Source organism: Dactylosporangium sp. NPDC049140 (assembly GCF_040648435.1).
On the sequence record NZ_JBEZDS010000039.1, the window covers coordinates 1 to 25,421 of the forward strand.

A 25,421-nucleotide genomic window follows, 5' to 3' on the forward strand; every position below is an offset into this window, starting at 1 on the left:
CGGCTCTTCGGACAAGTCACACGCTGAACCCGCCTCCGATCAGCCTAGAACATTCCCCACTCCAACCCCTTGACCTAGAGGGGCGCCATGAGTGCGCACCCGATCATGGCCGGTCATGATCCTCGATCAGCGCTTTTGCGGATCGTCGAAGCGGCGTGGTTTGTGATCCGTCGTGTTCCGGGCGTGATCGGATGCCGTGTACCTGTCGAGCACCATCGGCACCGAATCGGCACGCTGGCGTCATCTTGGTGAAGGCGGAACGTCGGTGGCTGTCGAGGAGATGGCGTGGACCTGCAGATACGCGCCGCGCCATTCGAGTACGGAGCCCTTGCGAAACCATAAAGTCAGATGATTCCCGATGCCGGCGGGCATCGGGATTCATCGTGATCGGCTACGTGAGGTGGGCGGTCAGGTGCATTGGCGGCCACCGAGTTGGAAAGCGGCCGGGCGGGTGTTCGTGCCCGAGTACGTCGCCTGGAAACCGAAGCTCACGGTGCCGCCGGCCGGCACTGTCGCATTCCAGGCCGCGTTGCGGGCCGTCACGGCGGCGCCCGACTGGGTCGCCTGGCTGTTCCAGGAGTTGGTGATCTGCTGGTTGCCCGGGAAGGTCCACGTCAGCGTCCAGCCGTTCAGCGCCGCGCCGCGGTTGGTGATCGTCACCGTGGCGGTGAAGCCCGTGTTCCACTCGTTGACGTCCCACTGCACCGAGCAGGCCCCGCCGCCACTGGGAGACGCCGACGCCGACGCAGAGGCCGACGCGGAAGGAGACGCCGAGCGGGATGCCGAGGCAGACACCGACGCCGACGGGGACGTGGTGGTCGACGGCGGGAAGCGGACCACGCGGTCGTCGGTGGCGGTCGGGGTACCGCGGCCGTCGCGGTTGCTCGTGGTGATCCACAGCCAGCCGTCCGGGCCGACGACGACGGTGCGCAGGCGGCCGTAGGTGCCCTGAAGTTCCGCCGTCGGGGTGCCGACGCCGCCGTTGCCGTTGAGCGGCACCGTCCACAGGCGCCGACCGGCCAGCGCCGCGGCGAAGAGGGTGTTGTTCGCGATGGCGGCGCCGCTGGGCGAGGCCTCCGAAGTGCTCCACACCAGCAGCGGGTTGCGGAAACGGGTGTCGTTGCCCATGCCCTCGACCGTCGGCCAGCCGTAGTTTCCGCCGGCCACGATCAGGTTGACCTCGTCCCACGTGTTCTGGCCGAACTCGGTGGCGTACAGCCGGCCCCCGCTGTCCCACGCCAGGCCCTGCACGTTGCGGTGCCCCATGCTGTACACCAGCGAGCCGGTGAACGGGTTGCCGCTCGGCGGGACGCCGCCGTCGGGGCGCATCCGCAGGATCTTGCCGTTGAGGCTCTGCACGTTCTGCGCGTTCGCGGTCTGGCCGGCGTCGCCGACACCCGCGTACAACATGCCGTCCGGGCCGAAAGCGATCCGGCCGCCGTTATGGATACTTGCCTTGGCCAGGCCGCTCAGCACTACCTCCGGCGTCTGCGGGCTGGCCAGCCGGAAGCGCACGATGCGGTTGTCCGCGCTCGCGGTGAAGTACGCGTAGACGTAGCTGTCCTGCGCGTACGTCGGCGAGACGGCGAGGCCGAGTAGCCCGCCTTCGCCGCTGGGTGCCACGCCGGGCACCTGCGCCACCGGTACCGCGGCCGAGCCGGGCCGCAACTGCAGTATCCGGCCGCTCATCCGCTCGGCGACCAGAGCGCTGCCGTCGGGCAGGAAGGCCAGGCCCCACGGCACCTCCAGGCCGCTGGCGACGACGTCGGGCCGGGTGAAGTCGAAGCCGCCGCTCGCCTGGAGGGCGGCGCCGGTCTGGTCCGGCGCAGCCGCCGCGTAGGCGCCGCCGCCGAAGACGAGCGCCACGGCCGCGCAGGCGAGAACGAGTCGCGTTCGCATGCCGTTACCCCTTTTGCCGGGAACGTGATCTACATGCGTCAATCTAACGGTCGGTGTGTTCAGGCGCTCGTTTTCACGCTACTTTCACGGCCGGCCGCCTTCGCGGCCCGGCTCCCCCGCGATCCGGTTGCGAAACGACAGCTTTCGCCGGCTGGGTGCCCCGCGAGCGGGATGCGAACGCGGCGGACCACGGCGACCGTGTGCGAGGTCCCGAAGTCGATGGCGAGCCGGACCGGTGCGTTTTGTACCCGTTCGTCGACCACGCGGCAATCTATCGCGGTGCCGGGCCGGTCGCCCTACCGCCCCGCCCATGCGGTGCTGGGGATAGACCGCTCGCGCGCGGCTCAGACGACCGTCCGCGCGGCGCCCGGCCGGGTGGTGCCCACTTGTGTGTTGCCCGCTCGGGCGCCCGTGCGGCACCCCACAACTGCAGCACCCCCGCGGGGCGATCGAGGTGGCCCGCAGCATAGCTCCGGAAGGCGGGCTGCTCGCGTGGTGGCTGCGGCGGCGCGCGCCGGCCGATGGCGCGGCCGGCACGCGCAGTGGGCCAAGGCTGGGCCGGGCGCCCGTACACTGCCCTCATGCCAGTCGTCCGCGCGGTCGGGGCCGCCGAGGTCATCGCCCTGGAGGACGGGGCCGGGCCGTTCTTCAAGCCGCGGGAAGAGGTCTTTCCCGCCGCCACGCCCGAGCAGTGGCACCGCGCCGATGCCTTCGATCCGGCCACCGTCGGGCCCGGCGGGGAGTGGCTGCTGCGGTTCCGCTGCTTCGTGGTGCGCGTGGCCGGGCGGGTGGTGCTCGTGGACGCCGGCATCGGTCCGGCGGACGCTCCGGCCGCCGCGTGGGCACCCGTACCCGGCCGGCTGCCTGAGGAACTGGCGGCCGCGGGCATCGCGCCCGCCGACGTCGACACCGTCGTGCTCACCCACCTGCACACCGACCACATCGGGTGGGCGGTCGTGGGGGCCGGAACCGCCTACTTTCCGAACGCCGCGTACCTGCTGCAGCGCGCCGAGCACGACGCCGTGATGTCGATCAACCCGGCGCTACGCGAGCGGCTGCTCGACCCGCTGCGCGCGACCGGGCAGCTGCGGCTGCTCGACGGCGACACGCCGCTGGCGCCCGGAGTGGCGGCGCTGGCGACCCCGGGTCACACGCCCGGTCACCAGTCGGTGCTGGTCACCGCCGGCGAGGAGGCCGTGCTGGTCACCGGCGACCTGCTGGTCCATCCGGTGCAGCTGGTGGCGCCGGGCGTGCCGTACGCGCTGGAGGTGGCCCCGGACACGGCCCGCGAGTCGCGGACGGCCCGGCTGCGCGACCTGGCCGACCGGCCCGCGGCCGCCCTGGCGACCTCGCACCTCGGCTCGGCATTCACGGCACTGCCCGGGGAAGGACTTTCCTGAATGTGACGCACGGGCGGCGCTTGTCCACTCGTACCAAGCCGTGCGGCGGCATCTACGGGTACCCGTGTTGGGCAGTCACTTGCGGGTTCCTTGGAGCTTGATCAGAACGAAGGAGGTGCCGGAAGAGAGCGGCCGGCACACCGCGCGGCGCGTGGACGGATGTCCCGAGTTACGGCGCTAGTGGGTTCATCGACGTCTTACAGCAGGTGGGGCAGCAGTGCCCGGCGTTGTGGCGGGTAGGTGGGGAAGTGTTCGTGGTACCAGCGGTGGTTGGCCAGCGCGCGGGGCGCGAGGTTGGCGGTGGTGTACAGGGCGAATGCCAGCCCGGGCAGTGACCAGGTGGCCAGCGCCCAGCCGAACCACTCGACGATCTCGCCGAAGTAGTTGGGTGAGGACACCCAGCGGAACGCGCCGCCATGCGGTATCCGGTAGCCGGTCTCGCGAGGGCCGCGCAGCCGGCGGAGCCGCCGGTCGGCGTCCAGGTTGATGGCCAGGCCGCCGAGAAACAAGACGGTGCCGCCGAGGAAGCGTGGATCGGCCAGCCAGCTGGCCGGGTAGTCGGCGAGGTCGCCGATCCAGCGTGCGTTGACGTACCCGTTGAGCATGTTGAACGTGATCGCCATGGCCATGATGCTGACCGGCATCCGGGCGCCGGTGCGCATGAGCAGCGGATACACAAGCGTGCGCTGAATGTAGTGCAGTTGCCACAAGGCGAGCAGGACCAGCGGCACGGTAGCGGCCTTGTGCGCGCCGGTGAGGTACACGGCGAGGAACCACAGCAAGGCTGGCGACTCCATCACGAGCCAGCCGACCCGCGCCGGTATGGTCAGGCCCCAGCCGGGGCGGCCGTGGCGCCCGTAGGGCGCGGTCACATACCGTAGTCCGACCATCGTGGCCAGGGCGAGGGCCAGCTCCAGCAGGACGAGCCACAGGTCCAGGCCGGGGGCGGGCACGAGGCCGAGTGTAGACCAGGAGCAGGCTACGGCTTGCCCTGCCGAGGCCGGTCGTGGTGCCTTCCGCGGCGCGCCAGCAAATTGATGAGCTGGCCGTAGCGACGCCGCCGACGTGACGCCGAGCGAAATCTGCGGCAGATCCGGACGCCCGCGGGGGTCCAGGGGACCTGAACGCCTGAGCCTTAGCGGATCAGATGCCACAGGATGAAGTCGCGCCAGGCCGCGATCGCGGCTGGCGATGTTGTGGTGTGCGGTCCTGGGTACGCGACGAGTTCCTTATTGCACGACCTGAACAGGTCGAACAACGCCAACTGTCCCTGCCTGGGGAAGACCTCGTCGTGCCATTGCACGTGAAACAGCACTGGAACGGTGATGCGTTGCGCGTCGCTGGTGACCCGTTCGGTCGTCGCCATCACCGGATTCATGGTTGGGCCCTGCTCGAGGCCGAACTTGCCGAACACGGCACAGCGGACCCGCTCGCCGAGGGCCGCGACGGCCGGCAGGCCGAAATCGGGTGCCCATCGACATGCCGAGGAAGGCAAGGCGGCCGGCGTCAATCAAACCGGTCTCCGCGATACCGTCGACGGTCCTTCGCCAGTCGATCGTCATTCGGTCGAGGACCGTACCAATCCCCGTCGCGGCGATGCGTGCCTGATACTCCGCGGTCGGCAGCGGTGCGGGCACGCGATCGCCGTGGTACGGCCCATCAATCGCAACGGCGGCGAGTCCGGCACACAGAGGCGAACCACCGGCCCAAGGCGACGATCCGTGGGCTGCGCTTATGTCCGCCGCCACCGTGGCCCAACAGGATCAACGGCGGTGGAACAGAATAGGCGGCCGGCAGCCACAGCACCCCCGGGACACCTCCGGCCGCCCCTCGAACGCGGAACGACCGCTCAACCACCGCGTCGGCCACTCGACGATCGAGCCACTCCACCGCTGCTGGCATACCCTTATACAACCAACCGTCACGGGCACTACGCACCACGCAGGTGAGGGCAGGACCCTCCACCGAACGCTATGCGCTGGCCCCATGATCGGATGCACTGACATCGGCTACTTGTGCGCGCCGGCGGCGCCGAGCCGCGGCCGCGGAGCGTGACGACCTCCGGGTTGGCCACCGCGCGAGAATCACGGCAGATCCGTAAAACCGATTTCAGGGTGCTTGGCACCCGTCCGGTTCGGAACGGGTCTTGGCCGCTCAGCCCGGGCCGTGTCAGGCGCCGGTAGGGTCCACCGCGTGGAGTTGCGCGACGCGGTGGGGCGCTGGCCGGTCATGCCCGAGAGGCAGGTCGCGATCGGGGAGGCGATACTGCGGATCGAGGAGCTCGTCGACCGCGGTGACGACGCCACCGCTGCGATCGAGACGCTGAACGAGACGACCGGCCACAACTTCGGGCTCGACGACTTCCACTACCACTGCGGAGCGCCCGACCGTGAACAGCTAATCGAGCGGGCGTGCGCGCCGCCGCCAGTCCGAATGCCCGACGTCACCCGAGACGAGCTGGTCGAGATCGTGCGTCGCATCCTCGCCGACCCGACCGACGACTGGTACATCGAGGCGTTCGAGCGCAACACCGTGATGCCCGGCGCGAGCGGACTCATCTTCCACCCGCCGCCCGAGCTGCGGGACGCGACGGCGGAGGAGATCGTCGACGCCGCGCTGGCCTACCACCCGATCGCGCTGTGACGCGGTACGAGCTTGAACGGCATGTCCGCGAGCCGGGTTCTCGACTCGCCATCATGTTCCGTAGCGACCGGATCGCGGCAGATCCGCGCGGTCGGTCCTGAGTCAGGTGGCGGTGAAGAGCACCGCGCGCCCAACGGCGACAGCCCGATCGTAGAACGCACGAACGTCGACGAAACCCTCCCAGGTGTACTCGAAATCGCCGTCGTCACCGGCGCCGTCGTAGTCGGATTCGTCGATGTCGTCGAAGCGGCCGCGCAACCAGGTGCGATCTACGCCGCGCAGCGCGGTGGCGACCTCACGGGCCTCGTCTGCGCTGACATACACGACGTAGTAATCGTCGTACAGATGTCGTCCGCCAAGAATGGCGAAGGACAACGGGAACTCGCCGGCGTCGGGCTCCAGCGTGCCGTCAGTCAGGCAGCGATGGATGGCGTCCCACGCCTTGTCCGTGTCGACCTTCAGGTCGCCTTCGGACCATGACTCCTCGAGATCTTCGACGAGCGCAGCCACCGTGTCGCTGTCGTCTGCATCGTCGGCGGCGAGCAACGAGCACTCTTGCTCCGGCGTGATGGCGAAGTGCACCCCCAACATGCCGAGATCATATGAGGCGGCACCGGTTCACACCACGCACCAGCGGCACCCTTTGCACCCGGTCGCCGCAAGCACGCTCAGCGGCATAGAAAGCTGCTGATCAAGTGATTCGTCCCGAAGGGCTGGACGTCGTGAGGTCGACGGAAGGGTCGTACTGCTGCGGATCGGTGTCGATCAGGGCGCTGCCGCACGGGACGCAGGTGAAGTCGTTGTCCCGCACGACGTTGCGCTCCCCGCAGGACGGGCAGCGTCGAAATATGACCTTGTCGGTGAAGTCGCCTGGATGCCGCAGGCCGATGCGGTCCAGCGCTTCACCGACAGCCGCCCAGGAGTCCGGGTCAGGGCAGTACCCGGTCGACTGGTTGGTGACCTGGACGATGTGCCAGCCGGAAACAGCGGACGCGAACGCGATCTCGCCGGCTGCGAGAACGTCGTGTCCGCCGGCCAGCGCGACGTGTTCGGAGCGACGGGGTGCCAGCCTGAGTTCGCCGTCGGGCGCCACGACGAACGTGAAGGGCTCGGCGAGCTCACCGCGGTCGCGCCTGGCGAGCCACTGCGCGAGGGCAGCAGCCGTATCGACGGCAACGGCGTCCACGGTCGCCGCCCGAGCGCGCAGCTCAGGTGGCCCGACGTAGCTGTACCGCCTGGCATGCCCCACCGAGCGACGGTATCCATTGACTGCTCGTAACGTCCAGGGAATCCAAGCCCGCTCTGCGGCAGATCCGCGCACGTGACTGTGGGCTTGCCACGTCGACCTCCCTAGAGTGGCGGCACGAGATCGTACCCCCGGCGTGGGTCGTCGCCCCCGTCGCGCGGCCCTGAGCTCAGACGTGGTCACTCTCGGCCGGCGAGCGCAAGGGCGACTTCCAACTCGTGCTGCTTGGCTGGGGTCAGAGTGCCGATCCGCTTGATCAGCGACTCTTCGCTGACAGTCGTGCTCCAGGTGCAGAAGATCTTCCCGTCCTGAGGCAGCGCCACTCGGACCACGCCGCTCTCCGCTAGGCCCTCCTCGGCTCCGAAGAAGACCTCGATGCCGATGGCTCGTGGGTCCGGTCCGGCCTCCTCGACGATCCGGCGTCGCTCATCGACGTCTACCGCCTGCTCGCCAGACATCAGGACGAACCCGAGCTTCTGCTCTGGGGTGGCCGGTTCGACGATCTGCATGGCCAGGAAATCCGGCCCCGCACCTCCCTGGAGCAGATCGACGGGCCGCTTCCCGTCGATCTGCGCCCACCAAACCTCGCCGCGCTCCACATGCCCTCCTCGCGTCCGGCCCGGGCCAGCACTGCCCGCCCGCCTCGTGATGCCTTCCCTGCATATCAAGCACCTTCGGGTGCGCGCACATCGGCACGAGTGCGAGCCAGCGGCGCCGAGCCGTCGCCACTGAGCGTGGCGATCTTCACGTCGGCCCGGCGCACGAGACCTGCGGCTAGATGTGCGCGCGCTGTTCTCGGGAGTTCAGGGCCAGGTCTTCCAGGAATATCCGCCAGTCCAGCAGTGCCCCGGCGACGGCATCGAGCGTCTCCTCCGGTGTCGTGATCGAGTCTCGAGCGCCGCTCCACCGCAGCACCATCGCACCGTCAGCCGTCAGGCCGGCCATCTCGGCGAGCCAGCCGCAGGCCCAGACGCCGTAGTGCTCGACAAGGGCAACGGTCATCGCGCGCTGCCAGTCCCAGCGCGCCTGGTCCGCGACGTGATCGAAGCCGCGGGTCGAGTCGTATCGGAAGGGCGCCGGCACGCCGCCCGCCGGAGCCGCCGCTCGCACGACGTCGAGCACAGCGTCCGGATCGAACGGGTGCCGATCGGTGCCCGAGGGCGCAGCTGGGTTCCGGGTCGCGTTCCAGGCGGTGTCGTTGTCTCACGAGACTGCCGACGTCGATCCGCAGAGCGTGGGCCGCTGCGGTGAAGGCGGATAGGTCAGGGCTGTGGCGGCGCGCCAGCAACCGACGGATGACGATCTCATCTGGCTGCGAACGCCGAGCTCGTCGGCGTCCGTCTGTTGCGGGTCAGGCTGGGTGCTCTCGAGCTCGGAGGCGTTGGATATCGGACAGTCTTGTCGGATTGCCGCTGTCAGACTCGGTCGATGAGTGAGCTGCCGCAGCGGGTGCCGGCCGAGCCCGACGTTCCGGCGCTTCCCCCGCTTCAGGTGTCGCCAGCCGAGGAATCGTCCTTCGGCGGGCCCGAGTTGCGGCGAATCACCGACCGGCTGCGTGAGGACGAGGAAGGGGCGGCACATCGGCTCTGGACGATGGGTGAGCTGCCGCAACGGGTGCCGGCCAAGCCCGACGTTCCGGCGCTTCCCCCGCTTCAGGTGTCGCCGGCCGAGGAATCGTCCTTCGGCGCGCCCGAGTTGCGGCGAATCACCGACCGGCTGCGTGAGGACGAGGAAGGCGACGAGGAAGGGCTGTTGCCGGAGTCCGCTCTGCGGGTGGGTGATGCGCCGCCGTACTGGAGTGGTGGGGCTCCGTTACTGCAAGGGGTGCCGCTCGGCGAGCCGCTCACCGGCCACACCGGCCCGGTGGGCTGGGGGGTGTGGGCTCCGTCGGCGGCCGGCTGGTGCTGGCCACCGGCAGCGACGACACCACCGTACGGCTCTGGGACCCAGTCGCGGGCGCACCACTCGGCGAGCCGCTCACCGGCCACACCGGCCCGGTGCAGTGCGGGGTGTGTGGTTCGGTCGGTGGCCAGCCGGTGCTGGCCACCGGCAGCGACGACACCACCGTACGGCTCTGGGACCCAGTCGCGGGCGCACCACTCGGCGAGCCGCTCACCGGCCACACCGGCCCGGTGCAGTGGGGAGTATGGGGTTCGGTCGGCGGCCGGCCGCTGCTGGCCACCGGCGACGCCAGGAACATGGTGCAGGTGTGGGACCCCGTCGCGGGCGAGCCGCTCGGCGCGCCGCTCACCGGCCCGGCGTTGTGGGGGGCGTGGGGTTCGATCGACGGCCAGCCGGTGCTGGCCACCGGCGACGCCCGGGGGGTGCGGCTCTGGGACCCAGTCGCGGGCGAGCCGCTCACCGGCCACACCGGCCCCTCGCAGTGGGGAGTGTGGGGTTCCGTCGACGGCCGGCCGGTACTGGCCACCGGCAGCGACGACACCACCGTACGGCTCTGGGACCCCATCGCAGCCGCACCATTCGGCGAGCCCCTCACCGGCCACACCGGCCCACTGCGCTGGGGCGTCTGGGGCTCCGTCGACGGCCGGCCGGTACTGGCCACCGGCAGCGACGACACCACCGTACGACTGTGGGAGGTGATCGAAGATCGGCCGGTGTCGCGGTTGCCGTTCTACCGGTCCGATACCACCGCGGCCACCGATGAACTGACCCGTGCCGGGGATGCGATCGCGCTGGCCGAGCTGATCACCGCACGAACCGCACGGCCGCCGCTGGCGGTGGGATTGTTCGGCGACTGGGGCGAGGGTAAGAGCCATTTCCTGGGGCTGTTGCAGCAGCAGGTGACCTTGGTGGCTCGGCCGAACAATCCGCTTGCCCACAGTGCGGTGCGGCAGGTTCGGTTCAACGCCTGGCACTACGCCGAGACCGACCTATGGGCCAGCCTGGTCGCAGAGCTGTTTGCGCAGCTCGCCGCGTCACCGGATGGGGACTTGGGCGCAGAGCAGCGCCGACAGTCCCGGCTGGCCGCCGAGCTGGTCGCCGAACGCGGCGTGCGGGAGCGGCTGCAGGTGGCCCGTGGACGGCGCGACCGGTTACAGCAGGCGCTGCGGCAGCCAGTGGGGCCGTGGAGGTCGCTCTCAGAGGATCAGCGCATGCAGCTGCGGGTGCTCGCCGGTGACCGCCCGGAACAGGTGTATGAGGAGGCAGCGCGGACCGCGGCCGCGCTGGGCGAGACCGGGCGCGCGTCGTGGCGGTTCATCCGCGGGATCCCGCTCGGCACCGTCGCTGGGCTCCTTAGCCTTATCCTGGCGTCGATCGCCGTGGCGGTCGCGGTCGCCTGGGGGCTACCGGCGCTGTGGCGATGGTTCGCGGCACTTCCCAGCATCGCCGGGCTGCTGGTGAGCGTGCATCTTGTGCTTGGCTTCGCCCGTACCACCCATGCCCGTGCGAACGCCGCGTGGAACACGGCGCTCCGGTTCGCCGCCGCGCAACGCCTACGTGTGCAGACCGCTGCCGAGGTCGCCGCCGCCGAAGTCAACGCCCTGGAGCGGCAGGTGCAGAACCTGACGGCCGCCGGTCAGCTGGCCGGGCTCGTCGGTGATCGGGTCGCCGGCGCAGACTACCGCAGCCACCTCGGGGTGATGACCCAGATCCGCGAGGACTTCAAACACATGGCCGCCCTGCTGGCCAACGCCGCCGGCGACCCCCAAACCCCGACCGGGCCTGCTCGGGCCGCCGTGGCGACCCCAGCCGACGCCGACAACCAGGACGGTACGACTCGTCCAGGCGGGCGAAGCGGCAGCCAGGTCGGCCCCGACGCGGCCGGCGACAGGTTGCCCCGCATCGACCGAATCATCCTGTACATCGACGACCTGGACCGCTGTCCGCCCCGGCGAGTGGTTGAAATGCTCGAGGCCATCCACCTGCTGCTCGCCGTCGACCTGTTCGTCGTCGTGGTAGCAGTAGACCCCCGCTGGCTGCTACGGGCGATCGCCGCGCACTACCACGACCTCCTGCATAACGACACCACACCAGCCGCCCAGAGCCAGGAGACGGCAACCGTCGACCCCGACGACGAGGAACTATGGCGCTCCACCCCGGCCCAATACCTTGAAAAGATCTTCCAGGTCGTGCTCACCCTCCCACCACTGGACACCGGCGGCTACCAACGACTGATGCGCACCCTGGTCGGCACCCGCAACGACCAATCCATGCCCCCACCCGACGCACCCAACTCACCCGCCGCCGCATCCACCGACAGGTTCCCAGCCGCCACCACGACCCCACGCGACGCGCATCCCACTGCGGCCGAAACCACTGACCAAGATCAGCACGGCCCGGCCCGAGACACAGGGCAGGAGCCAGCAGAGGCGGCCATGTTCGGGGTAAGGCTGCCGGCAGCGCGGGTGGTCGAACGGGTCGACCCGCTCACACTCGATCCCGACGAACTCGCCCGGCTGGACTTGCTCGGCCCACCACTGCTCGTCGCCACGCCACGCGCGGTCAAACGACTGGCAAACAGCTACGGACTGCTCACCGCGATCCGACGCGGCCAACGCGACGCCGACCTCGCCGAGCAGCACGCCACGATCCGCGACCCCACAACCGGGAATCTGCGCAAGGTGGCCTACCGACCGTACCGGGCCGGCATGGTTCTGCTCGCCGCCCTCGTCGCATTCCCCGCCCTCGGCGCCGCCCTCTTCCTCCACCTGCACCACACCGCCGCCAACGAACCCGACCACACGTGGGCACAGCTCCTCGAGGCCCTCCAGCCGCACCGGAATCAAGGCGGCCACTGGTCCAACCCCGCCGACCCATCCATGACCCCGGTCCAAGCCCAGCAGTGGCAAGCCCTCCTCCACGGCCTGCTCCACGTCGGCCAATCCGCTGCCGAACACAATCTGCCCCTACCGGATCCCCTTACGGCCTGGGCTCACTGGGTCGTTCCGGTCGGCCGCCTGTCATTCCCCACCGGCCGTATCGTCAACACCCTCGACCGCCAACGGCCCCTCACCGCCAACCGACACGACGAGATCAGCTGAGCGGGAACCCACGCCGTCCCCACCAGCACCGTAATGCCCTCCGTAGAGCCTGACCGCCAGGAGAGCATGACGCCCGCAGCCGTGTAGAGAACGGCTGCGGGCGAACGCGAGCGGCTCGGGCCGACCTCTGCCAGCACTCGAGTGGGTGTCCGTCAGGACTGCCGGTGGTTCCCGCAGCTTCAGGTGGTGCCCGGCGGCAGTTGACGTCTGGCCGCGACGACGGCGGCCGCGGTCCGCCGCGCGTCCTGGCGCAGCTCCTCGACCGCCTCGCTCGTACCCACCCGGCGTCCGCATCGCGATATATCAGGAATTCCCGGCCCCCCGGCGCCTGCGCCAGACGAGAGCGCCACCGGCCGCCACGGCCACCAGCGCCGCCGCGCCCACCACGCCGGCGGTGGCCCCCGCGCCCAGGCCGCCCCGCCCGGCCCCCTGCTGCCCCGCGAGGTCGAGCTCGCCGCCGTTGGCGCCGGTGGAGTCCTCCGGAATGATCGCATCCGCCGAGCTCAGACCGGCCACACCCCGGCTCGGCGCGGCGCTCGCGCGCACGCTTGGGGCGGCACCTGACGCCGGCGTGCTCGCCGCCGCGGCGCGGTCCCTGGTGTACAGCAGCGTGCCGAAGCCGAGCTGGTCGTACCCGCCGCTGGCCGAGCCGTAGTCGCCCCCGCCGCCCTCGACCCGCACCTGGGCGGCCATGGCGGCCACGTTGGGCGCGGCAAGCCCTCGACGCTGCACGTAGTGGTTGTAGACCATCTCCCAGACCGGCCGGAGCTGGCCCCGCGAGCCGGCAGAAACGACGGTCTGCTCCCGGCCCGCACAGTTCTGCCCCGTGCCCCACCGGAAGGTGGTAAAAGGCACGTCGAGCCCGAGGTTGTAGCGGGCCACGTACTCGGCGCCGGCCAGGAACCGGTTGTCGTCGTAGCCGTACAGGTCGACGCCCTGGTTCCAGGCCATCTCGCAGATCGTCGCCATGAGGCCGACGCCCATGACGGTGTGGCCCTGGTCGCGCCCGCTCTCCTGCCACTGGCCGAGGCCGCCGGGGTACCGCAACGGCACCGCCTTACGGATCGAGCCGTTGCCGGGGCCGTTCTTGAAGTACTCCACGGCGCGGTCGAACAGCGAACGGTCGTCGGCGAAGACGCCTATCGCCATGACCGACGCCACGGTACACAGGTCCCAGTTCGCCCAGTAGTTGGTGATGCACGCGCCGTTGTGACTGGTCAGGAACTGGTCGTTGAGCGGGTAGAACACCCGCATGAGCAGGTCGCGCATCCGACCCGCGTCGAAACCGTCGTAGCCACGCACGATCTCGGCGGCGTTGGCCAGCTGGTAGCCGTAGATGCCGGCAGCCAGGAACCGGTCGGCGTTGCCCGTGAGCGTGGTCATGGTGGCGGACCAGGCGTTGAGAATGTCCCGCGCGGCGTTGCCGTGCGCCACGTCGCCGGTGATCCGCCAGCGCAGCGCGTTCTGGTATGCCGCGTGCACATCGAAGTACAACTGCGGGTAGTTCTGCCCGTCACCGCCCCGCACGACGGTGGCCAGCGGCCGCGCCCGCCAGTTCTCGCTGGAGCGGCCGTTCGCGGTCAGCCGCCCCCACCCCGCCGTCACCGTGGGGTCCTTCGCCGCCAGCTTCCTGCGGATCCGGTCGAAATCGGCCGCGGTGTGCAGCAGCCCGGGATGCACGAAGGCGGCAGCGTCGGCCACCGCTGCTCCCCCGGCCACACCACCCACCACGGCCAGCCCGGACAGGCCGACCAGTCCGGCCGCCCGCAGCACCTGCCGCCGGTCAACGGTCGCATTCCCAAACGATGATCTGCGCATACCTGGAAGACAGGCCGGCGCCGACCGGCATAACAGAAACTCCGGCAGGCCGGGCGGAAGCACAGCGCGGACCAGACCGCGTCCAGCGCGACCTGGCGCACCAGCCGCACCGCCCGGCGGACAGCACCTCGCCGACGCGCAGCGGCATCGTACCGGAACGGGCTTCCACAGAATTCCAGTGTTGCAGGTCGCGTCGAGGCATGCTGGGCTCTGGACCTGCCGAAACGCCGAGCGATCACCGCCTGATGGAGGCGGTGCTGCACGCCGGCGGTTGGCGGGTCGAAGCCTGCTGACTCGACCTCGACGGCCACGGCGAACGCGCCTGGCACCGCGTCATCGACCCGCGGGGCGGCGAAACCTGGTGCACGACCGCCCAGTTGCAGCAGCTGTTGCACCGGCACGGCCCGGACGTCGGCGACCTGCGCATGGTCACCCCGGACCGACTCGCCGAGTTCGACGACGGCTGCGAATGATCAAGGCTTGATGAGCGCCGGGACCACGTGCACGCCGACGTAGATTGCGATCCCGGACACCGGCGCAGCGGCCAGCAGCAGCAGGCACAGTCGTAGGGCACGGCGGGTGTCGTCAACGACGCGGGCGATAAGCAAGACGATCGCGATACGGAAATCCATGCCATACGCGCAGTAGTCGAGACACACAAAAAGCCACGGAACTCGTCGACTGTGCCGACCTGCCGAAGCCAACCGTGCTGACCTGCCGAAACAGCGCAGCGATCCTCTCCTCGTGCAGCTTTCAGTCACTCACGATGCGCTCATTCGTCGCACGTCATACGCGGAAAGGTCGGCCCGCACACGCAGGAACCGGGTCCGGTGCCGCCACCGGCCTGCGTCCTCGTCGAACGCCGCATCCACCTCGACCTCGACCACGACCGTCGGCTGGACCGGGATGTACGGCACCGGCCTCCGCTCCCCCGGCCGCCCAGACCAGGCGGCCGGCAGAGGCCGCGGCCACGGCGTCCGGACGTCGGCGCCGCGGCGTAGGGTCACGTACCGCACCAGGGCCATGTCGAGCTCGCGGCCGACCTCACCGACCGGCATCGTCTGCCCGACGTAGCGGAGCCGGCCCGCGGCGTCGTACAGGCCGAGCAGCAACACCCCGGGCGCGGACAGGCTGCCGGTGACACCGCCAACGATCGCTTCGGCTGTTGACCGTGTTTTCAGCTTGATCCAGCCTGGCCGGCCGGGCTGGTAGCGGCCGTCCGGGTCTTTCGCGATCACGCCCTCAACACCGGCCGCCTCCCAGTCGGCCGCCCACGCTTGGGCTTCCTCGATATCGGTCGTCTGCGGGCAGAGTTGCACTGCGGCGGCGGCCCAGCGAGCAGCGCCACGAGCCGGGCGCGGCGGACGTGCAGTGGCAGCGTTACGTGCCAAAGGTTTGCGTGAGGTGGCTGCGGAGGACGCCACCGTGGTGCTGCGGCTGTTGATCGACCGCCGCGACGAACTCGGCCGGGCCCGGACCGAGACGGTCAGCCGCATCCACCACCTGCTGCTCGAGCTGATTCCCGGCGGGGCGAAGAAGTTCCTAACCCGCGGCCAGGCCAGCTACCTGCTGCGCACCGTACCGCCGCCGACCGGCATCGTCGCGCAGACCCGCCACGACCTGGCCCGTGAGCTCATCGACGAACTCACCACCATCGACGCGAAGATCCGGGCCGCGGACAAACAGCTCCACCATCTCCTGGCCGCTTACGGCAGCACCCTGACCGAGCTCTACGGCATTGGCCCGTCCGCAGCCGCCCGCCTGCTCGGCGACATCGGCGACATCCGCCGGTTCCGCACCAGCGCGCACTTCGCCTCCTGGAACGGCACCGCACCACTCGAAGCGTCCTCCGGCGACCAACGCCGCCACCGGCTCTCGCGGGTCGGCAACCGGCGCATCAATCGGGAGCGACTCTGCAATCCAGCACGGACGGCCTGATCCCGGCAACCGCCTCTTCGGACAAGTCACAGCCCGGACCCGCCACGAACCAGGATAGAACAAACCTCGCTACAACCCCTTGACTAGAGGGGAACCATGAGCGCGCAGCCGATCAAGTGCTGCCGATGGCGAGATGCCCGTCAGTTCTCAGACTGTCGCGGCCATGTCCAGGCGGAGACCTCACGGATCGGATGCAGCTGGTCATCGGTCTCGGCATGCGAGTTCTGCTGGGCCACGCGGGCGCCGAAGTCAAGGTGCTCGCCTACGGCCGCGCGGAAGGCGTCGTCGTCCGGTAGGCCGGCTTCATCGATCGCTTCGAGGTAAAGGGCGACGAACCGTTCCCGCTGTTCGTCGGTGATCTTCAGATGGCGGTGGACGTCAATGAGGTACTGAAATCCGGGGCCGGTGGTGAATCTGTTCGGGCCACCGAAGGACTCGGCGGTGAACCACGTGAGATGTTCGACGTGGCTCGGCTGGCGAGTGGGGAACACGCTGCGCAGCACGGGGTCGTCCAGCACTTTGGTGTAGAACAGTTCTTCCAGGCGATGCAGCACCTCGTCGCCGCCGGCGAATTCGTACAGAGTGGTCATTGCCTCGTCCTCCGTAGCTTAGGGCTGAGCGGCGTGCGCGTTTCCCGAAGATCCGATCGCTGCGACCGTACCTCGTGGTGACGAGCGTGGTCACCTACGGCCGGCTCGGGATGACGCTGGATGAGCTGTTGGTCGCCCGGTGGTAAGACGGCCGACCTGCGCGGTACCTCGTCCCACCGATGACCATCGGCACAGTCGGTACCTCCGCGCCAGTCGCGGCATGAGGGTGCGCCGTGCTCGGTTTGGCACTGCCCGTGGTGAAGCACCATGGTGAACGGTCTGGAAGTCGTTTGAGCGGAGGCGGTGATGGATGTGTTGCACTGGTCAGGTGGCCGGAACGTGCGCGACCTGGGTGGTCGAGCGTTGCGCGTCGGCGGCTGCACGCCGTTCGGGAAGGTGTTCCGACGACGCCGTCGCGATCTGGACCGGCGTCAACGACCACGTCGTCGTCACCGTCGAAGTGCTGGCCGCCCCGGCACCGCTCGACGTGGACGCCTTCGCGATCGTCGCCGAGTGCAGCCTGCGCTCGCCGTCGGGCCGACTGCGCCTGACCTGCCCGACGTACGGCGAACACGACGGCGACCGTTTCGACGTACCGGCCGGCGGCCTACGCCTGCGCGTGTCGCTGACGCACGAACTGCTCACCGCGCAGTCACGCACCGGCAGCCCGTTCCCGCTGCGCCTGCAGCTCTGGCCGGCTCCGCCAAAGCCGCCGGTCGTCGTCAAGGACCTCGGTGTACCAGCACACGCCGAGCCGATGGACGGAACACCTCGCCCCCAGGAACAGCCCGGATCAGCTCCGCGGGCAGGTCGTCCATCCTCCGCCGGGATCGAACCCGAGCCGGCCGGAAGGAGCGGGTCGGCGCCATCCGCCGCGACGCTGAATGTTGCCAGTTCGCCGCGGCCCACCCGCAGCGATCCGCCAGCGACGCCATCAGAGTCGGGGTGATCCAACGCCGCGGCGACAACGTGCCGGTACACGGAACCAGACGCTTGCACGATCGCCAGCGCGCCGTCGCCTGCCTCGAGGCGCCGGTCGCTCCATTCGACGAGCACCGTCCTTCCACCGCGCACCATCCGCGGCAGATGTGCGCACCTGATCGGTCCGCGTGCTCGTACGTCGCGTGTGCCGGCGGACACGACGTGCTGGCTCCGGCACCGATTCTGTGATCGACCAGTGCGGATCCGGCTTGAGTGCCCTTGTGGCGTTCGCGGCGGCGCTGCTGCCGCATCTGGCGTCGCTGCGGTTGCAGCGGGCGCCGAGTCGTCTCGTGAACCGGGTCGTCAGCACTGTGCCTCATCATCGCGCGCGGGCCCGCACCTCGGCGGCGCAGGCCGCGGCGACCGGCGCCCACTCCGCGCCGAACACTTTGGGCGCAGCGGTTTCCGGGTCGAACTGCTCGCGGACGACGGCGGTGAAGAAGTCCAGCATCCGGTCCTCACCGAACCGCTTCACCAGGCAGGTCACGGCCAGCAGCGCGATGCCGTACCGCGCCCGCCCGTCGTCCTCCGACGCGCCCTCCGGCATGCTGCCGAGCGTGATCGCACCGTCCCAACGGCCGGCGCGCAGATAGCGGCGCACGAATGGCAGCCGGTCCCGCGTCCAGGAGCCGTCCCGATCCGCGACGTACTCGGCCAGCCCCTCCACCAGCCACCAGTCCTCCCGGTCGTCGTCCTGCAGGCCGACGCTCACCACGTGCGTGAACTCGTGGGCCAGCAGCTGGCTCAGCCCGTCCCGGCCGATCTGCTCGGCCCGGACCTTCATCCCGTAGGGGCCCGCGGCGTAGCCGTCGGACGTCTTCCCGCGCCCGTGAAACCAGGTACGCCACTCGTCCGGCCCGGCGAAGTAGACGACGTACCGCTTCGGTGGCGCTCCCCATCGGGCGAACCGGTCGGCGATGTCGGCCGCCTGGTCGGCGGCCGCGAGCGCCGGGCGCAGATCGCCGGCGTGCGAGGCGGGCACGGCCAGGATGACCCGCCGCCCGGCCACGGCCCGCAACGGCGTGAGATCCCACGGCAGCACCGTGCGCTCGAACTTGGTCGCGACGGCTCGCCCGTCCTGCACCGTCCACCTGCTCGGCAGCACGAGCACGGCCGGCTCGCAGCCGGCGTCGCCGAGGCAGTACCCGACCGTCACCACCACGGACGACTGGTCACCAATGTCCGGCGGCATCTTCGTCACCCGCGCCGTCCACCGTGCCACGCCCAACGCCCGCAGCGAGTGAAACCGTTGCGTGAACTCATCGTGCAGCCGCACGTCGACGTGCGCCAGATAGCCGTCCAGGTCGCCAGCGAGCAGCGCCCGGCTCTGCGCGGCCAGCCCGTCGTTGATGAGGTCGGCCTTCACCTCGGCCCGGCTCTTCGACCGCGCCGAAGCAGTCGGCGCCGCCGAACCGGTCGCCGCGACGGGCCTCGCGTCGGTGCCGGGAGCGAGGTAGAGCGCGGCGGCCACCACCACCGCGACCCAGCAGGCCAGCACCACCCGTAGCCACCGCCGCCGACGTGTGGGCGCCACAGACAGCTCGGGCGCCTTGACCGACGACGCCGCGAACGGCAACGGCACGCGGTACTCACGGACCCCGATGACCTCGACCGGCCGCGGCTCGTCGCCGCCGTTGTGTTGCACACCGGCACCGTAGTTGATCACCTTGTCAGCTCGATACGCCGGCCGTCGGGCATCATCTCCCACCGCAGCCGCTCGCCGAACGCGTCGGCGCGCACGCCACGAGCATCAGCGGCCCGGCGCCGGCGAAGCGGCACCGGGCGACCGCGGCGACCTGGGCGCGGGTGCAGAGGTGGACGTACCCGCTGGTGCAGTCCAACGGGGAGCCGTCGAAGCGACCCGAGGCGTCCAGCGCCGCCCACTCCTGCGGTAGCAGGATCTTGTACAGGGCGCGGCGGCCTGCGTTCCGGCCGGCGCCGGCCGGGACGTCCACCACGCGATCAACCCGTACGGCACCAGCAGATCGCGAGGCAGCTGAGGGCGCTGGAGAACGGCCAGGACGCCTGCCCGCCGACCGGCCCGAGCCCGACGCACGCCAGCACCACCGCCCACGCCACCGGTGCCGCGAGCCACCAGGGCCGCGGCACGCGAACCAGGCGGCCGGCGAGCGGCCCCACGACCGCGACGACGACCGGGAACGCCAGCACGGCGTGGATCACCGGCCCCAGGTCCGGCAGGCACACGAGATCGCTGTCGCACGGCGTGGCGGGCGACGCCGACGCGAGGATCGTCCACCCGACGCCGAGAGCCGCTGCCACGCTCGCGACGCCGGCGCCCAAGCCTCGCGCCACCGCTGCCGTCCTCACGGCGCCCAGCTTGCCAAGCACCGGCCGGCCGAAGGCCAACCGCCACAGAACCTTCACGTCCGGCCGCCGGCAAGCTCTGGACCGGGCTAGCGGCGCCCCCTGACACCGGGGCCGATCACCGTGGTCAGGCGCCCTGCAGCGAGGCCCGGACGTGGCGGCGGGCGTCGTGGATCCGCGACTTCAGCGTGCCCATTGGGATGCCCAGGTGCTCGGCCACCTCCTCGTAGGTCAGCTGGCACACGTCGCGCAGCACCAGCGGCGCGACCAGCTCCGGCCGATGCGACTCCAGCCGCTCAAGCGCGTCGAGCAGGTCCAGGCGGGACCCGACGAGAACGCTCGTGGTGCGTGGGTCGGCGGCGTCCAGCGGCAACACCGGCACGGGGTGCTCGCCGGCGCGGCGCTTGAGGCCGCGGTAGGTCTGGCGGGCGCAGTTCGCGGTGACCGCATACAGCCAGGTGGAGAACCGGGACCGGCCCCCGAAGCCGCCGATGTTCCGGGCCACCTGCAGCAGGGTGTCCTGGCAGGCCTCCTCCGCGTCCTGCAGGCACGGCAGGAACCGCAGGCACTGGCGCAGCACCTGCGGGCCGATCCGGGCCAGCAGCGCGTCCAGGGCGGCCCGATCCCCGGCCGCGGCCCGGCCCGCCAGCTCGTCCAGCTCGCCGTCGTCCGGCATCGGCATTCCCCGTTCCTCGCGTGGTGCGGCCATAATACGAACGTGTCAGTCCCGGACAAGATCGGTCGTTATCGCGTGGTCCGGCGCATTGGCTCCGGAGCGTTCGCCACGGTGTGGCTGGGCGCCGACGACGCCCTCGACGCCTCCGTGGCGATCAAGGTGCTGGCCGACAACTGGTCGTACCACCCGGATCTGCGCGACCGGTTCACGCAGGAGGGCCGCATCCTGCGCCGGGCCGACGACCCCCGTCTGGTGCGGATTCTCGATGTCGGCGAGCTGCCCGACGGGCGGCCCTATCTGGTGATGCCCTTCGCGGCGGGCGGCACCCTCGCCGACCGGCTCAACGCCGGGCCGTTGCCGCCGCGGGAGGCGCTGCACGTGGCGGCCGAGATCGCCGGGGCCGTCGCGGTGCTGCACGAACACGGTGTCCTGCATCGTGACCTCAAACCCTCCAACGTGCTGTTCCAGCCGGATCGCGATCGGGAGCGGATCCTCGTGGCCGACCTGGGGCTGGCCAAGGCGCTCGCCAACGCCTCGGGCTTCACCGTCGCCGCCGGCAGCCCCGGCTACATGCCCCCCGAGCAGGCGACCCCCGGTGGGGGCCTGGATGTGCGCGCCGACGTCTACGCGATCGGCGCGACCCTTTACCACATGCTCACCGGCCGACCACCGCAGCGAGCCGGCCGGGCCGGGCCCCGGCCGTCCCAGCTGCGGCCCGGCCTGCCGTCGGCGGTGGACGACCTGGTGCGTCGCGCCCTGCGCGCCGACCCGCGTCAGCGCTGGGCGTCCGCCCCCGTCTTCGCGGACGCCCTGCGGCGCACCGCGGCGGCGATGGAGCAGCACACGGCCCGGGGCCGGGTCCGCCGACGGCTCGGCCGGGCCGCCGGCGTCGCCGCCGCCGCGCTCGCCGCCGTCCTTGCCCTCGCCGGCTCCGCCGCCACGCTGGTCACCCCGCCCGGCTGGGCCAGGGTCCGCGACGCCACCGGCGCCCTCTCCCTCGCCGTGCCGCCGGAGTGGGCCGGGCAGCTACGCGACGCCGGCTGGGACCCGGCCGCGCTGGGCCTGCCCGCCGGGCACGCGCCCGCGCTCGTCGTCTCCGCCGACCTCGCGGCCTGGCCGGGCGGCGCCGCGCCGGGCGTCTTCGTCGGCGCGAGCCGCGCCCTGGCGGTGCTCAGCGAACGTGGGCCGGAGCCCACGTTTCCCGAGCACGGCGGCTGCGTCCGCCGGCCCGACCGGACCGTCGGCGTGGACCGCGGCGGCCGGGCGCTGGTGCGCACCTGGGCATCGTGCGCCGGCGGGGTCTCCTTCAGCGAGGTGACCGTCGCCGTGCCCGGCCGCGACTTCGGCATCTACCTGCAGATCAAGCAGGCCGGCGGCCTCGACCGCACCGATCGGGTCCTGGCCGGCCTGCGCTGGTCGGCCGCGGCGGTCTACTCGTAGCAGTTCTGATTGCGGTACTGCAGCGTCAGCTCCTTGACCTTGTTGTCGGCGTCGCGGCCGATGCGGAAGACGGCCTGGCTGTTGCCGGGCACCGGCACGCCGGTGTGGCCGAGGTCGTTCAGGACCGTGACGTCGAGGCTCGGGTAGATGCGCCGCACCTCCGCGATCGGCATGCCGATGTGCACGCCCTCGGGGGTCTTGACGCTGCTGTCGTAGGCGTCGATGGCGGCCACGCCGAGCGTGCGGGACAGATTGGCGTAGGCCTCGGCCTTCGGCGCGGCCGACAGATGCGACAGCTCGCACCCGGCGTCCGTCGGCTCCTTGAACGTCACGAGCCCGGTCGCGTTGGCCTGCACACGGGTCATGCCGAGCTGCAGCTGGCCCAGGCCGGTCGGGCCGAGCACGACCGGCTTCGCGGTCTTACCCGGGCCCGGCGAGGAGGCCCGCGACGCCGGCGAGGAGGCCGGCGTCGTGATGGCATCCCCGCTCGCCGCGGGCGGCGCCGCCGCGCTCGACGCGGGCGCCCCGGCCGGTGCGGCGTCGCCGCTCTGGTGCCGCACCGCCGGCCCGCACGCGGCGACGAGCAGCGCGCAGGCGGCGACGGCGGCGGGCAGGGTCAGGAACTTCATACGCATGGGGACTCCCGAGTGCATCGTTTGGGTTGCTGTCGAAGCGTTCGATGCACCGGTCCGGACGTTTGTTCGCGGCGCCGCAGTCGCGAACCCGACAGCCGGTCAGGCCGGGCGGGTGGCCTTGCCGTCCAGGCCGGTCCGGACATTTGTTCGCGGCGCCGCAGTCGCGAACCCGACAGCCGGTCAGGCCGGGCGGGTGGCCTTGCCGTCCAGCCAGAGGGTGTCGGTCTCGTCGCGGGGCGAGCCCGTGGTGCCGACGTGCTTACCGGGATCGTCGGGCCGTTCTTGATGATGTGGACAAGCTCCACCGCGTGGCCGAGGCCGTAGTCGGCCTTGAGCCAGTCGATGACGGCGCCGGCCCTGGTGTCCGGGCCGGCGAAGCCCTGCTCCGGCGAACCCGCACCGGGCGCTCGCCCGGCTGATGGCGCTGGCCGTGTATTCCGCCGTGCCACAACCGGGCACCCCGCAAAGATCACCCGGGCGGCCACCGAGCTTGATCAACACGTAGCGTAGGGTCGGGCGCTGGCGCGGTGACTCGATCTGGGCGTAGGTCCCACAGCCTTCGTGCCGGCGGTTTCCCGGCCGGTTGTCCCACTGCGGTGACCTTGTCCAGGGTGTTCCGTTTCCAGCACCCGCCCATCGAACCGTGCATGCGGTTTTCCCGCACACGGCTCACCGACGTCGTTCACCAGTTCCTGGAGATCGCCGGCGTCGCCGACACCTGGTGGCGAGGCGAGGAGGCCATCGTCGCTGTCTACCGCGGCGAGGCCCAGCTGTTCGGCGACCCAGCATTACAGGTCGGCACGATATACAGCGGCATCACCAACGCAGCCATCTGTCTCGACTATTGACCACGGCCCGCGCGCGCTCCAGAGCGAGATGATCCGGCCATCGTCAGATCCTGTCGACCCTTCCGGCATGCCATCGCGAGCGGATGACAAGAGGCCGCGGGCGGGCACCGGTACTGGCGGGTACCGCAGCGTCGCGAGGATGGCCTGCGCTGAGTCCGCGCGAGATCGCGTGCCCGCTCATCGGCAGTTCAGCGCGCCGACCGAAGCGGGACGTCGTCACGCGGCGTAACAGACGTGGTCCAGGTCGCGCACCCTCGGCGGCAGATCCGGAAACCAAGATCTCTGGGGAATGGCGGCTTAACACGGCCGGCTGTTCAGGTCTGGTTGCCGTGGAAGAGGGCGGTGAGTCGGGGCAGGCGGTGGCGCATCTCGGCGTCGTCGTCGAAATCGAAGTCCGAGTCCGAGTCGAGGTCCGGATAGGTGCCGGTGTAGGCGTCGTCGGGCAGTGCTTTGCCGGTGACGGTCTCGTAGGTGTCCCAGACGACGCTGATCATGGCTTCGCCCCAGAGGTCTTCGCCGGTGGCCGCGGCGTGGATGACCGCGGGATGGTCGGCGAGGCCGTCCGGTGATGCGAGTGCCTGCTCGTATGTGGTGCGTCCCTGTGCGATGAGCCAGCCGCGGAAATAGTCGAAGCCGTCGTCGGAGGCACCGCCGTTGATGAGGTATGCGGCGGCCCACAGATCGACCCGGTACGAGTTGGTAAACAGGTCCCACAGGGGTTGGGCCAACGCGAGGATGTCGGCGGGTTCGCGTGGTGTGAGCAAGGCCTTCATCCGTGTGGCGACGTCGTCCGCGTCTGCATGCACGGGCAGGTCGGCTCGCGCCTCGTCGATCAACTGCCATGCGGCATTGGTGTACACGCCGAATATTGTGATCGTGGAGCGTCGTGACGGGCAAGATCACGCTGCCGCAGGCAGATTCCTGCATGTGTCGAACACCAACGATTACTGCCGAGTCTTCAGCGCCCCGATCGCGGTTTGCGGACGCTGGTGCGCTGAGGCTCTTACACTGCCCGATCGACCGCTGCGGTGCGCCGCGTGTCGAGATCGGTGTGGTACCAGGTGGATCGAAGGAAGGCGTGCAACTCCCCGCCTCGGGCGATATAGCGCAGTCCGCTGGTCTCCATGCCGTCGGGGGTCAGTATCAGGTGAGGATCTCAGGGATTCCCGACGGTGGCGGGACACGCACCTCTGCCGCCCGGGACACCGGGCCGCCGATGGTTGGTGACGACCAACCGACCATCGGAACAGGAGTACACCGTGGACATCCGTACCGTTTCCCGAACCGCAGCCGTGGTCACCCTCTCAATCAGCGGCGTGGCAGCCGCCATCCCGCTGGTCGTCACTCAGAACGACGAGGCGCCGGCCGCGGACCAGTTCCGCGACTACATCGCGCACTCGGGGCTGGCCGCCGCGTCGAATGCGATGCTGCTCGCGTTGATCTGCCTGGTACCCGCGATGGTCTACGCTGCGCGGCTGGCCCGCCGGGGCGCGCCGAAACTTGCCCTTCTCGGCGGTGGACTATCCGCGCTGGCCTGGCTCGCCGGGTTGATCAGCCTCGGCGGTGTGCAACTTGCGCTGTACGAAGGCTCGAAGCTGCCCGACCGGGCGGGTGCTGCGGCGCTCGTCGACGCGATCATGGCCGATCCCATCTTCAACGTCCTGGTGCTCACCTTCGTCCTGGGCCACATCGTCGGCATGACGATCCTGGGCATCGCGTTGTGGCGGTCGCACGCCGTCGGGTGGTGGGTCGGTGCGCTCTACATCCTGTACGTCGTCCTGCACACGGTCGGCCACGCGGTCAGCCCGGCCGTCGATTACGCCTCCGGGGTTGTGATCGGCATCGGTTCGCTGGCCGTGGCGTACCAGATTGCCCGTACCCCGAACGACGAGTGGGACTTGCCGACCGGCGCCGCAGCCCCGGCGCCGCAGCCGGTCGCCGTCGCCGCATGAACACCATCGGCGGCGCCCGTGACCAGG

Annotated in this window: 25 protein-coding genes; 8 read left to right on the forward strand and 17 right to left on the reverse strand. The window is 70.5% G+C overall.

The genetic code is table 11. The features are described from left to right. Positions 1-408: 408 nt before the first annotated feature. Complete coding sequence (locus AB0B76_RS41895; RefSeq protein WP_360386288.1) at positions 409-1,899, reverse strand: PQQ-dependent sugar dehydrogenase; 1,491 nt, start codon at positions 1,897-1,899, stop codon at positions 409-411. A 581-nt stretch (positions 1,900-2,480) separates the two neighbouring features. On the opposite strand from AB0B76_RS41895, the gene AB0B76_RS41900 reads away from it, so the two are divergent. Beyond that, the gene (locus AB0B76_RS41900) at positions 2,481-3,299 is read left to right on the forward strand and encodes an MBL fold metallo-hydrolase (protein WP_360386291.1); all 819 of its coding nucleotides are present in this window, start codon (positions 2,481-2,483) and stop codon (positions 3,297-3,299) included. 197 nt (positions 3,300-3,496) lie between these two features. Here the strand turns inward: AB0B76_RS41900 and AB0B76_RS41905 are convergent, their stop codons facing one another. Beyond that, positions 3,497-4,252: a DUF1295 domain-containing protein gene (locus tag AB0B76_RS41905; RefSeq protein ID WP_360386293.1), complete on the reverse strand. Its 756-nt coding sequence runs from the start codon at positions 4,250-4,252 to the stop codon at positions 3,497-3,499. Between the two features lie 182 nt (positions 4,253-4,434). Beyond that, on the reverse strand, positions 4,435-4,809 hold the full coding sequence (locus AB0B76_RS41910) for a hypothetical protein (RefSeq protein WP_360386296.1): 375 nt from the start codon (positions 4,807-4,809) through the stop codon (positions 4,435-4,437). A gap of 683 nt (positions 4,810-5,492) precedes the next feature. Here AB0B76_RS41910 and AB0B76_RS41915 point away from each other — a divergent pair. Next, positions 5,493-5,942 carry a hypothetical protein gene (locus AB0B76_RS41915; protein ID WP_360386299.1) on the forward strand — a complete coding sequence of 150 codons (450 nt, stop codon included), beginning with the start codon at positions 5,493-5,495 and terminating at the stop codon, positions 5,940-5,942. A gap of 102 nt (positions 5,943-6,044) precedes the next feature. Here AB0B76_RS41915 and AB0B76_RS41920 read toward each other — a convergent pair whose 3' ends face one another. The 4 genes from AB0B76_RS41920 to AB0B76_RS41935 all read right to left on the reverse strand — a co-directional run bounded on the left by AB0B76_RS41920 (position 6,045) and on the right by AB0B76_RS41935 (position 8,310). Continuing rightward, a complete protein-coding gene (locus AB0B76_RS41920) occupies positions 6,045-6,533 on the reverse strand; it encodes a YfbM family protein (protein WP_360386301.1) in 489 nt (162 codons plus the stop codon). Positions 6,534-6,633: 100 nt separating this feature from the next. After that, a complete protein-coding gene (locus AB0B76_RS41925) occupies positions 6,634-7,128 on the reverse strand; it encodes a hypothetical protein (protein WP_360386304.1) in 495 nt (164 codons plus the stop codon). Between the two features lie 239 nt (positions 7,129-7,367). Continuing rightward, on the reverse strand, positions 7,368-7,787 hold the full coding sequence (locus AB0B76_RS41930) for a hypothetical protein (protein WP_360386307.1): 420 nt from the start codon (positions 7,785-7,787) through the stop codon (positions 7,368-7,370). Positions 7,788-7,962: 175 nt separating this feature from the next. Continuing rightward, positions 7,963-8,310, reverse strand: coding sequence for a hypothetical protein (locus tag AB0B76_RS41935; protein ID WP_360386309.1), 348 nt, complete (start codon positions 8,308-8,310; stop codon positions 7,963-7,965). Between the two features lie 755 nt (positions 8,311-9,065). Here AB0B76_RS41935 and AB0B76_RS41940 point away from each other — a divergent pair. Further along, positions 9,066-12,191, forward strand: coding sequence for a P-loop NTPase fold protein (locus AB0B76_RS41940; RefSeq protein ID WP_360386311.1), 3,126 nt, complete (start codon positions 9,066-9,068; stop codon positions 12,189-12,191). A 303-nt stretch (positions 12,192-12,494) separates the two neighbouring features. On the opposite strand, the gene AB0B76_RS41945 is transcribed toward AB0B76_RS41940, so the two are convergent. The 3 genes from AB0B76_RS41945 to AB0B76_RS41955 all read right to left on the reverse strand — a co-directional run bounded on the left by AB0B76_RS41945 (position 12,495) and on the right by AB0B76_RS41955 (position 15,400). After that, positions 12,495-14,009 carry an alginate lyase family protein gene (locus AB0B76_RS41945; RefSeq protein WP_360386313.1) on the reverse strand — a complete coding sequence of 505 codons (1,515 nt, stop codon included), beginning with the start codon at positions 14,007-14,009 and terminating at the stop codon, positions 12,495-12,497. Positions 14,010-14,482: 473 nt separating this feature from the next. After that, positions 14,483-14,641, reverse strand: a complete 159-nt coding sequence (locus AB0B76_RS41950) for a hypothetical protein (protein ID WP_360386316.1) — start codon at positions 14,639-14,641, stop codon at positions 14,483-14,485. Between the two features lie 129 nt (positions 14,642-14,770). Then, positions 14,771-15,400, reverse strand: coding sequence for a hypothetical protein (locus AB0B76_RS41955; protein ID WP_360386319.1), 630 nt, complete (start codon positions 15,398-15,400; stop codon positions 14,771-14,773). 13 nt (positions 15,401-15,413) lie between these two features. Between AB0B76_RS41955 and AB0B76_RS41960 the strand changes: the two genes are divergently transcribed. Further along, positions 15,414-15,947, forward strand: a complete 534-nt coding sequence (locus AB0B76_RS41960; RefSeq protein ID WP_360386322.1) for a transposase — start codon at positions 15,414-15,416, stop codon at positions 15,945-15,947. Between the two features lie 140 nt (positions 15,948-16,087). On the opposite strand, the gene AB0B76_RS41965 is transcribed toward AB0B76_RS41960, so the two are convergent. Continuing rightward, on the reverse strand, positions 16,088-16,537 hold the full coding sequence (locus tag AB0B76_RS41965; RefSeq protein WP_360386324.1) for a group II truncated hemoglobin: 450 nt from the start codon (positions 16,535-16,537) through the stop codon (positions 16,088-16,090). Positions 16,538-16,865: 328 nt separating this feature from the next. On the opposite strand from AB0B76_RS41965, the gene AB0B76_RS41970 reads away from it, so the two are divergent. Further along, positions 16,866-17,486, forward strand: coding sequence for a hypothetical protein (locus AB0B76_RS41970; RefSeq protein WP_360386327.1), 621 nt, complete (start codon positions 16,866-16,868; stop codon positions 17,484-17,486). Positions 17,487-17,837: 351 nt separating this feature from the next. On the opposite strand, the gene AB0B76_RS41975 is transcribed toward AB0B76_RS41970, so the two are convergent. The 4 genes from AB0B76_RS41975 to AB0B76_RS41990 all read right to left on the reverse strand — a co-directional run bounded on the left by AB0B76_RS41975 (position 17,838) and on the right by AB0B76_RS41990 (position 20,552). After that, entirely contained in the window at positions 17,838-19,163 is a 1,326-nt protein-coding gene (locus AB0B76_RS41975; RefSeq protein ID WP_360386329.1) for a hypothetical protein, read from the reverse strand. A gap of 52 nt (positions 19,164-19,215) precedes the next feature. Next, positions 19,216-19,476, reverse strand: a complete 261-nt coding sequence (locus AB0B76_RS41980; RefSeq protein WP_360386332.1) for a DUF952 domain-containing protein — start codon at positions 19,474-19,476, stop codon at positions 19,216-19,218. Positions 19,477-19,480: 4 nt separating this feature from the next. Further along, positions 19,481-19,798, reverse strand: coding sequence for a hypothetical protein (locus tag AB0B76_RS41985; RefSeq protein WP_360386335.1), 318 nt, complete (start codon positions 19,796-19,798; stop codon positions 19,481-19,483). Positions 19,799-19,970: 172 nt separating this feature from the next. Then, entirely contained in the window at positions 19,971-20,552 is a 582-nt protein-coding gene (locus AB0B76_RS41990) for an RNA polymerase sigma factor (protein WP_360386338.1), read from the reverse strand. 9 nt (positions 20,553-20,561) lie between these two features. Here AB0B76_RS41990 and AB0B76_RS41995 point away from each other — a divergent pair, with 9 nt between their 5' ends. Continuing rightward, positions 20,562-21,959, forward strand: coding sequence for a serine/threonine-protein kinase (locus tag AB0B76_RS41995; protein WP_360386340.1), 1,398 nt, complete (start codon positions 20,562-20,564; stop codon positions 21,957-21,959). Here AB0B76_RS41995 and AB0B76_RS42000 read toward each other — a convergent pair. After that, positions 21,950-22,594: a hypothetical protein gene (locus tag AB0B76_RS42000; protein WP_360386342.1), complete on the reverse strand. Its 645-nt coding sequence runs from the start codon at positions 22,592-22,594 to the stop codon at positions 21,950-21,952. The two genes, AB0B76_RS41995 and AB0B76_RS42000, sit on opposite strands and share 10 nt — an antisense overlap. 611 nt (positions 22,595-23,205) lie before the next feature. Here AB0B76_RS42000 and AB0B76_RS42005 point away from each other — a divergent pair. Next, positions 23,206-23,442 (forward strand): hypothetical protein, encoded by a 237-nt coding sequence (locus AB0B76_RS42005; protein ID WP_360386345.1) that lies wholly within the window; start codon positions 23,206-23,208, stop codon positions 23,440-23,442. A gap of 314 nt (positions 23,443-23,756) precedes the next feature. Here the strand turns inward: AB0B76_RS42005 and AB0B76_RS42010 are convergent, their stop codons facing one another. After that, positions 23,757-24,302, reverse strand: coding sequence for a DUF4240 domain-containing protein (locus AB0B76_RS42010; RefSeq protein ID WP_360386348.1), 546 nt, complete (start codon positions 24,300-24,302; stop codon positions 23,757-23,759). 399 nt (positions 24,303-24,701) lie between these two features. On the opposite strand from AB0B76_RS42010, the gene AB0B76_RS42015 reads away from it, so the two are divergent. Further along, entirely contained in the window at positions 24,702-25,394 is a 693-nt protein-coding gene (locus AB0B76_RS42015) for a hypothetical protein (protein WP_360386350.1), read from the forward strand. The last annotated feature ends 27 nt before the right edge of the window (positions 25,395-25,421 follow it).